The following is a 7,245-nucleotide window of genomic DNA, read 5'->3' on the forward strand; positions in this document are numbered from 1 at the left end:
TGGCGCCGAACCAGACCGAGGTCCTGGCGCGCAGATTGATCCTGCCGATCACGTTAGCATCGGGGGCCACCCAGACGCCTTCCCCCAACATCGGCGTATCGCCACCCAGGTCGTAGATCATGTCGTCTCCTCGAACTCCTGCTGCAGCTTCCGAACATGCTCGGTCAATCCCGGCTGCTGCGACCGACGCAGCCGTTGTGCCGTGATGATGGACTTGAGACGGTCCTCTGTCTCGTCGAGATCATCGTTCACCAGCACGAAATCGTAGCCGTCCCAGTGGCTGATTTCGTCCCAGCTTTTCTGCATCCGCTTGGCGATCGTCTCTGGCGTGTCCTTGGCCCGAGTCTCGAGCCGCCGGCGCAGTTCGGGGATCGAGGGCGGCAGAAGAAAGATCGACAGCGTATGCAGGCCTAGTTCCGAATTGCGGATCTGCTGCGCACCCTGCCAATCGATGTCGAAGAGCACGTCGCGGCCCTGCCGGATCGCTTCGGAGACGGGCGCCTTGGGCGAACCGTAGAAATTGCCGAAGACGTGAGCGTGCTCCAGCATCTCGCCTTCGGCGACCGCGTGCTTGAAGTCCGCGTCCGACACAAAGATGTAGTCGGCGCCATCCACCTCGCCGTCCCGGGGCGAGCGCGTCGTGGCCGAAACCGAGAATGACAGGCTGGAGTCCCAGGCCATGAGCCGCTTGGCCAACGTGGACTTGCCCGCGCCCGAGGGCGACGAAAGGATGATCAGCAGGCCGCGTCGGGTTTCGGGCAAGGGCTCACTCCACGTTCTGAACTTGCTCGCGGAGTTGATCTATCACGCTTTTGAGGTCAAGGCCGACCACGGTCAGGCTGGCGTCCTGCGACTTCGAGCAGAGCGTGTTGGCCTCGCGGTTGAACTCCTGCATCAGGAAGTCGAGCTTGCGCCCCTTTGGCCCCTGCCCCCGAACAAGCGCCTTCGCCGTGTCGACATGAGCCCGCAGCCGGTCGAGTTCTTCGGTGATGTCCTGCTTGACGGCGAGCAGCGCCAGCTCTTGCGCAAGCCGCCCCTCGTCGATGGTGACCTCGGCGGTCACGCGGTCGATCGCAGCGCGCAGGTGGTCGCCCTGCGACTCCTGCCGGGCGGTGGCGGCCTCCTGCGCGCGCGAGACGAGATCGGCGATCTCGTCCAGCCGCTGCATCAGGATCGGGTCGAGCGCCCGCCCCTCGGTCGCGCGAGTCTCGAGGAAGGCGGGCAGGATCCCGGCATCGAATTGCGCGAGAAGCGAGTCGGCCAGCACCGACATGGCTTCATCCGCCAGCGGTTCGCTTTGGCCTCGCAGCGCCAGCACATCGGCCGCCGTCAGCGCGGCAAGTTGCCGCCCCTGGCGCGCTGCGATCTGTTCGACCGCCTTCAGTTGAAGCAGCGCACGTTCGATAGAAGCGGCGTCTACGCCCTCGGCCGCGCCTTCGCGCGTCAGGCGCAGTGATAAGGTAACGCTGCCCCGCGAAAACGCTGCTTGAAGCCGCGCGCGGAGAGCGGGCTCGAGGCCACTGATCCAGTCGGGCACCCGCAGCCGCAGGTCGAGGCCCCTGGCGTTCACTCCGCGCAACTCCCACGACCAGTTCCAGCCGGGTGTGCCGCCCGTGGCGCTCGCGAAGCCGGTCATCGACATCGTCATACCATTAACCTTCTAAGCAAATTGAAGCAGATTTTCGACGACTGCCATGCTATTTCCTTAATCAAAGGTGAACGCGGTGATTTCAAGGCCGACCCGGCCGACCCTCTCCGCACGAGAACAGGAAGATGGCAGCATGAACAGCAGCGACACCATCATCGACCTCAAGGACCGGCGCGTTGGACGTGCCGACAGGGATCGCGATGGCCTTCTGGCCTACTGGCGCGAGATCGGCGGCGGATCTGACGTGCCTCGCCGCGACGACATCGACCCGGCGCGAATTGCGCCGTGCCTGTCCCGGATCATCGTCCTTGAGCGAATTGCACCGCGGCAGGCGCGAATCCGGCTTGCGGGGCAGGAAGTTGGCCAAGGCTTCGGGATCGAGTCCCGCGGGATGCCGCTTTCCAGCCTGATCACGCCGGCCTCCCGCGAGTGGCTTGGCGAATCGATTGAAGCTTTGTTCGATGATCCCGCCCGCATAGATCTGGGTCTTTCCGGCCCTCGGACAACCTTCCGGAAGCGACTCACGGGATCGATGCTGCTGCTTCCGCTCCGCGACCGAGAGGATGCTATCACACGCGCCCTCGGCTACATCGAGTTGCCCGAGCGCCGCACCACCGCGCCGATCCGCTTCGAGATCTCCGGCGAAAAGCGCGAGAGCATTCTGACCCGCGCCACCCGAGCGCCGATGGACGAGCCGGAGCTTCCGGACTTCGAGGCCGTGGACCGCGCCCGTGACGCCGCGCGCCGCCGGGCTGCCTTCCACGTCGTGACGGCGGACTGACGTCGGCCGATCAGGCCGACGCCACCTTCGCGGAGCTCGCTCGCGGCGCCCGCATCAGCCGGTTCACCAGGAACGCGAGCTCGAGCGCCTGCGACGCATTGAGGCGCGGATCGCAAGCCGTGTGATAGCGGTCGGACAGATCCTCATCGGTCAGCGCACGCAGGCCGCCGGTGCACTCGGTCACGTCCTGGCCGGTCATCTCGAAATGCACGCCGCCGGGATTGGTCCCCTTTTCGGAGTGCACGCGGAAGAACTCCTGAACCTCGCCCAGCACGTTTTCGAACGGCCGGGTTTTGTAGCCGGACGCTGACTTGATCGTGTTCCCGTGCATCGGGTCGCAGGTCCAGACGACCTTCGCTCCCATCTCTTCGACCGTGTCGATGAGGCGCGGCAGGTGCTCTTCGACCTTGTCGGCGCCGAAGCGGGTAATGAGCATGAGCCGCCCGGCATCATCCAGCTTGCCGTTCATCAGGGTGTCGATCAGGACCTTCAGATCCTCGCTCGACGTGGTCGGGCCGCATTTCAGGCCGATCGGATTGATGACCTGGCGGCAGAAATCGACATGTGCGCCGTCCGGCTGACGGGTACGGTCGCCGATCCAGATCAGGTGTCCAGAGCCCGCAACGAGATCGCCGGTCATCGGGTCGGCGCGGGTCAGACCCTCTTCATACTCCAGCAGAAGGGCCTCATGGCTCGCATAGAAGTCCACGGTCGCCAGTTCTTCCGCCTTACGAGGGCTGAGCCCGGCGGCGCGAATGAAGTCGAGCGTATCTTGCAGCGCGTTCGCGATGTCGCGGTACGCCTCGGCCTTGTCCTCGGCCGTGAAGTCCAAGGTCCACTGGTGGACCTTGTTGATGTCGGCAAAACCGCCCTTGGCCATGCCGCGCAGCATGTTCAGCGTCGCCGCGGCCTGGGTGTAGGCCTGCAGCATCCGGTTCGGGTCAGGCACGCGCGCGGCCTCGGTGAAGTCGAACCCGTTGATGATATCGCCGCGATAGCTCGGAAGCTCGACCTCGCCGACCTTCTCGGTCGGGGCCGAGCGCGGCTTGGCGAACTGCCCGGCGATGCGGCCAACCTTCACCACCGGCACTTTCGCGCCATAGGTCAGGACCATCGCCATCTGCAGCATGACCTTGAAAAAGTCGCGCACCTGGCTCGCGCCGAACTGATCGAAACTCTCGGCGCAATCGCCGCCTTGCAGCAGGAACGCTTCGCCCCGGCTTACCGCGGCCAACTCGCTGCGCAGACGGCGGGCCTCGTCGGCGAAGACCAGCGGCGGAAGCTGCCGCAATCGCGCTTCGACCGCTTCCAGAGCGGCCGTGTCGGTATAGACGGGCATCTGGATCCGTTCACGATCGCGCCAGCTCGAAATAGCGGATGTCGGCATCGCCCATGCTCCCCACGGCAAAAAGGTTGGGACCTTTCTATAGCCGCTGCCCGGCGTCGTTGCAAACCATGTATGCCGCGTCGTGGGGCCTCTTGCGCAGGGTTGGAAAATGATGCTTCGGTCGAGGGATGAATTCGGCGATCGAACGTAGCGGAAAGATCGAGCGTCCGGCCCCCATCGAAGGGGCGGCGCGGCATTACACGTTCCTGCTGCTCGACCGGTTCAGCCTGATGAGCTTCGCGGGTGCGGTGGAGTGCCTGCGCATCGCAAACCGGCTGTCGGGGCGCGATCACTACTCTTGGTCGCTGACCGGCGATGGCGGCGGCAGCAAGACCTGCTCGGCCGGGATCAGCCTTCCGGTTTTTGACGACCTGGGCGAGCCCCCGCGCGAAGCGACAATCCTGGTTTGCGGTGGGCTCGATGTGGACGCGGCCTCGACCAAGCGGATCCTCAACTGGTTGCGGCGCGAGGCGCGGCGCGGTGCCGTGATCGGCGGGCTCTGCACGGGTGCCCACACCCTCGCCAAGGCCGGGCTGCTCGAGGATAAGCGCGCCACGATCCACTGGGAAAACGCCGACGGATTTGCCGAAGCATGGGACGAGGTCGAACTGACCAAGCGCGTCTTCTCCATCGACGGCAATCGGCTGACAACGGCTGGCGGAACCTCGTCGATCGACCTGATGATCCGCCTGATCGCCCGCGATCACGGCGAAGATCTGGCCAACGCCGTCGCCGATCAGCTGATCTATTCCTCGATCCGCACGGATCAGGACCAGCAGCGGCTCTCGACCCCCACCCGGATCGGCGTACGGCATCCGAAGCTGTCGCAGGTGATCCAGCGGATGGAGCAGAACATCGAGGAGCCGACCAGCCCGGCGACATTGGCCCGAGAGGTTGACCTGTCGACGCGCCAGCTCGAACGACTTTTCCGGCGCTACCTGAATCGTAGCCCCAAGCGCTACTACATGGAACTTCGGCTGGCTCGCGCCCGCAATCTGCTGATGCAGACCGACATGAGCGTCATCAACGTCGCGTTGGCCTGCGGCTTTACCTCGCCCTCGCATTTCTCCAAATGCTATCGGGCGCATTACAGCACGACCCCCTACCGCGAACGCGGATCCCACGGAGAGCCTTGAAATCCGTTGCGCGATGCGTTTCGTTGTGGGTGGGACTATAAGAGAGATGCAGCCCGGGCTAGGGACGCGCCCGGGCTGCCTAGGTGACGACGGCGAACCTGACCAAGAGCCGATCGGGACAAATCGGGCACCCACGGGGAGCAGGACGTACGGTTCAGGGACGAACCTCACATTCTGGTCCGGCGTTATTGCTATCGTCATTCTCGCAACACGGCCCCGATTAAATGGTTCCGCACAATCTTGTAAGTAGCCAAGCTCAGACCGGCGTGATTGCGATCCTTGCCGCCGGGAACGCGAGACGCATGCGTGGCGGCGACAAGTGCCTCGAAACGATCGGTGGAGTGCCCCTCCTCCGGGTCCTAGCGCAGCGCGCTGTGGGGACAGGCTGGCCCGTCAGCGTCACGCTGCCTCCGGACGCACACGCGCGCAGCGAGGCCATCGCCGGCCTCTCCATTTCGGTGATGGAAGTGCCCGACGCGGATGACGGGATGTCGGCGTCCTTCCGGGCGCTTGCGTCCGCTGCGATGCCTCTGATGATCATGCTCGCCGACATGCCCGAGATCGAGACGTCGGACCTCGCCGCTCTCATCGCCGCGTATGACGGCAGCTGCCCCGTCCGCGCCACTGCCGAAGACGGCACCCTGGGCCAGCCGGTCCTATTCCCCCCTGCTGACGTGACGCGCATGCGCAACCTGTCGGGCGATACCGGCGCGAGAGCCCTGCTGCGCGATCAGGCCGTGCGACTCGTAGCCCTGCCCGGCCGTCGTGCGATTACAGATCTCGACACACCAGAGGCCTGGAGCGACTGGCGCACGCGGACCGGGATCAGTCGATGACGCCGTGCTTGTGCATGCTCCGCGCGTAAAGCCAGAGCAGCACTGTCAGCAACGCCACGAGCCATATCAACAGCAGGCCGGACCACCCGGCAAGGCCAAACACGGTCGGCTCGGCGAAGAGGCTGAACCAGATCGCCAACACGATTGTCGCGATCATCGAGATCGCGAGGATCAGAGGAGACAAAGCGAACCCCAGCCCAAGAAGGATCATTCCGGCAAGGCCCACCCAAACCGAAATCGCCCACCCGGCGTCCACCCAATCAGGCATGCTCTCGGCGAACTGGATCTGCCGACCGGTTGCCAGGTGCGTGTAGGGTGTCCAGTCAAACTGGAAAGCGGTGTAGTCGAACACGCCCGCGAGGTGCCACAGGACCCCGATCACCACGATGATCCAGAAATGCCAGGGGGTGGTCGTCATCGGCGCCGTCTCCATCCGTTCGATCGCTGCCAAGCTGCACCGCCCGGCCCGCAAGGTCCAGCCCGCTCAGCCCAGAAGCTGCGCCTCGAGCCGACTAAGTTCCCGGTAAGCAGTAGGCGTCGAAGCGCCTCCCGCAAGTCGCGGCGCCTCTGTTTCGGTCCAGGTCCCATCGACGAGAACGAGCTCGTGCGAAGACAGCCCGAGGGCCACCCACCCACCAGCCGGGGCGCCGCAGAACCGGAACCCCTCGCGCCCCACCAGGTCGCCGGCACGAACGACGGCCGCATCAGTGTCGTAGAGAACGGAAATCATCCCGGACGCCAAGAGAAGACGCGTCTTCTCGGCTACAATGAGGTCGCGCTCGGGCTGTCCGTGTCCGTGTCCGAGTGCGCCTGCGCGGACACAAACGGCGCGGTCGGATCGAGTCGATGCCGCCTCCTCACGCATCGTCTCGATCTCGCGCGGGCCGTTGTCACGGGTGAACACCCCATCGCCGGGACGCAGAGCACCGGCCAACACCTCGCCGCGCGTCGTCCTTACGAGCGCGGTCCTGGCCATCCCCGTTACCCACGCATCTGCCGATGATGCGGCAGAACGCCGGGCCAGACGGGCAGCAAAGGCGGTGCAGATCATGTGGACACTCCGATTTCAGGGCGCAGCGTTCCCCACGACCTTCTGAGTAGCGCAATCTATGAAACCGGTGCGGGTTCCGTCCGGAAAAATGACCAAAATTGAGCAGACGCATGGGCAGGATCGGAAATCAATGATCGTCATGCACCGGCTTTCGACCAACTGGCTCGACGCGTGGTATGCCACGCGCAACAGTCTTGCGCTGCCAGCGCCTCAGCCTCCTCCTCGTCGCTAGGTCATGTTGACAAACGGCGGAGCCAGAGGCGGATCGAAGTGATGTCGATGAATCCCGGGAAGCTCTCCGCCGTCTTGTCGTAGCGGGTCGCAACCCGTCGCGCGTTCTTGAGCTTGTTCAAGCAGCGCTCGACGAGGTTGCGCAGGCGATAGAGCGAGCGATCCACACCGACAC

The 7,245-nt window shown here is 64.7% G+C and carries 8 protein-coding genes and 1 pseudogene; 3 read left to right on the forward strand and 6 right to left on the reverse strand.

Going from position 1 to position 7,245, the window contains the following annotated elements:
- Positions 1-117 precede the first annotated feature (117 nt).
- Together gmk and ACFDS3_RS17865 are read right to left on the reverse strand one after the other, a co-directional pair.
- Complete coding sequence (gmk, locus tag ACFDS3_RS17860; RefSeq protein WP_375263708.1) at positions 118-762, reverse strand: guanylate kinase; 645 nt, start codon at positions 760-762, stop codon at positions 118-120.
- 4 nt (positions 763-766) lie between these two features.
- The gene (locus tag ACFDS3_RS17865; RefSeq protein WP_375263709.1) at positions 767-1,648 is read right to left on the reverse strand and encodes a YicC/YloC family endoribonuclease; all 882 of its coding nucleotides are present in this window, start codon (positions 1,646-1,648) and stop codon (positions 767-769) included.
- 133 nt (positions 1,649-1,781) lie between these two features.
- Between ACFDS3_RS17865 and ACFDS3_RS17870 the strand changes: the two genes are divergently transcribed.
- Complete coding sequence (locus ACFDS3_RS17870; protein WP_375263710.1) at positions 1,782-2,429, forward strand: PAS domain-containing protein; 648 nt, start codon at positions 1,782-1,784, stop codon at positions 2,427-2,429.
- 10 nt (positions 2,430-2,439) lie between these two features.
- On the opposite strand, the gene ACFDS3_RS17875 is transcribed toward ACFDS3_RS17870, so the two are convergent.
- Complete coding sequence (locus ACFDS3_RS17875; RefSeq protein WP_375263711.1) at positions 2,440-3,816, reverse strand: class II 3-deoxy-7-phosphoheptulonate synthase; 1,377 nt, start codon at positions 3,814-3,816, stop codon at positions 2,440-2,442.
- Between the two features lie 128 nt (positions 3,817-3,944).
- Between ACFDS3_RS17875 and ACFDS3_RS17880 the strand changes: the two genes are divergently transcribed.
- Together ACFDS3_RS17880 and ACFDS3_RS17885 are read left to right on the forward strand one after the other, a co-directional pair.
- Positions 3,945-4,952, forward strand: a complete 1,008-nt coding sequence (locus ACFDS3_RS17880; RefSeq protein WP_375263712.1) for a GlxA family transcriptional regulator — start codon at positions 3,945-3,947, stop codon at positions 4,950-4,952.
- A gap of 224 nt (positions 4,953-5,176) precedes the next feature.
- Entirely contained in the window at positions 5,177-5,788 is a 612-nt protein-coding gene (locus ACFDS3_RS17885; protein ID WP_375263713.1) for an NTP transferase domain-containing protein, read from the forward strand.
- On the opposite strand, the gene ACFDS3_RS17890 is transcribed toward ACFDS3_RS17885, so the two are convergent.
- The 3 genes and pseudogenes from ACFDS3_RS17890 to ACFDS3_RS17900 all read right to left on the reverse strand — a co-directional run.
- Positions 5,778-6,206: a hypothetical protein gene (locus ACFDS3_RS17890; RefSeq protein ID WP_375263714.1), complete on the reverse strand. Its 429-nt coding sequence runs from the start codon at positions 6,204-6,206 to the stop codon at positions 5,778-5,780. The two genes, ACFDS3_RS17885 and ACFDS3_RS17890, sit on opposite strands and share 11 nt — an antisense overlap.
- A gap of 66 nt (positions 6,207-6,272) precedes the next feature.
- The gene (locus tag ACFDS3_RS17895; protein ID WP_375263715.1) at positions 6,273-6,764 is read right to left on the reverse strand and encodes a Hint domain-containing protein; all 492 of its coding nucleotides are present in this window, start codon (positions 6,762-6,764) and stop codon (positions 6,273-6,275) included.
- 308 nt (positions 6,765-7,072) lie between these two features.
- Positions 7,073-7,245 (reverse strand): annotated as a pseudogene (locus tag ACFDS3_RS17900) (IS5/IS1182 family transposase); the annotation flags it as partial.

Source organism: Palleronia sp. (assembly GCF_042089775.1).
In the GTDB taxonomy this organism is placed as follows: Bacteria; Pseudomonadota; Alphaproteobacteria; order Rhodobacterales; family Rhodobacteraceae; genus Palleronia.

What these genes read in the sequence shown, in the direction of transcription:
- ACFDS3_RS17865 (WP_375263709.1), bottom strand. Translation starts at nt 1,648, where the DNA reads ATGACGATGTCGATGACCGGCTTCGCGAGCGCCACGGGCGGCACACCC.
- ACFDS3_RS17870 (WP_375263710.1), top strand. Translation starts at nt 1,782, where the DNA reads ATGAACAGCAGCGACACCATCATCGACCTCAAGGACCGGCGCGTTGGA.
- ACFDS3_RS17875 (WP_375263711.1), bottom strand. Translation starts at nt 3,816, where the DNA reads ATGCCGACATCCGCTATTTCGAGCTGGCGCGATCGTGAACGGATCCAG.
- ACFDS3_RS17880 (WP_375263712.1), top strand. Translation starts at nt 3,945, where the DNA reads ATGAATTCGGCGATCGAACGTAGCGGAAAGATCGAGCGTCCGGCCCCC.
- ACFDS3_RS17885 (WP_375263713.1), top strand. Translation starts at nt 5,177, where the DNA reads ATGGTTCCGCACAATCTTGTAAGTAGCCAAGCTCAGACCGGCGTGATT.
- ACFDS3_RS17890 (WP_375263714.1), bottom strand. Translation starts at nt 6,206, where the DNA reads ATGACGACCACCCCCTGGCATTTCTGGATCATCGTGGTGATCGGGGTC.
- ACFDS3_RS17895 (WP_375263715.1), bottom strand. Translation starts at nt 6,764, where the DNA reads ATGGCCAGGACCGCGCTCGTAAGGACGACGCGCGGCGAGGTGTTGGCC.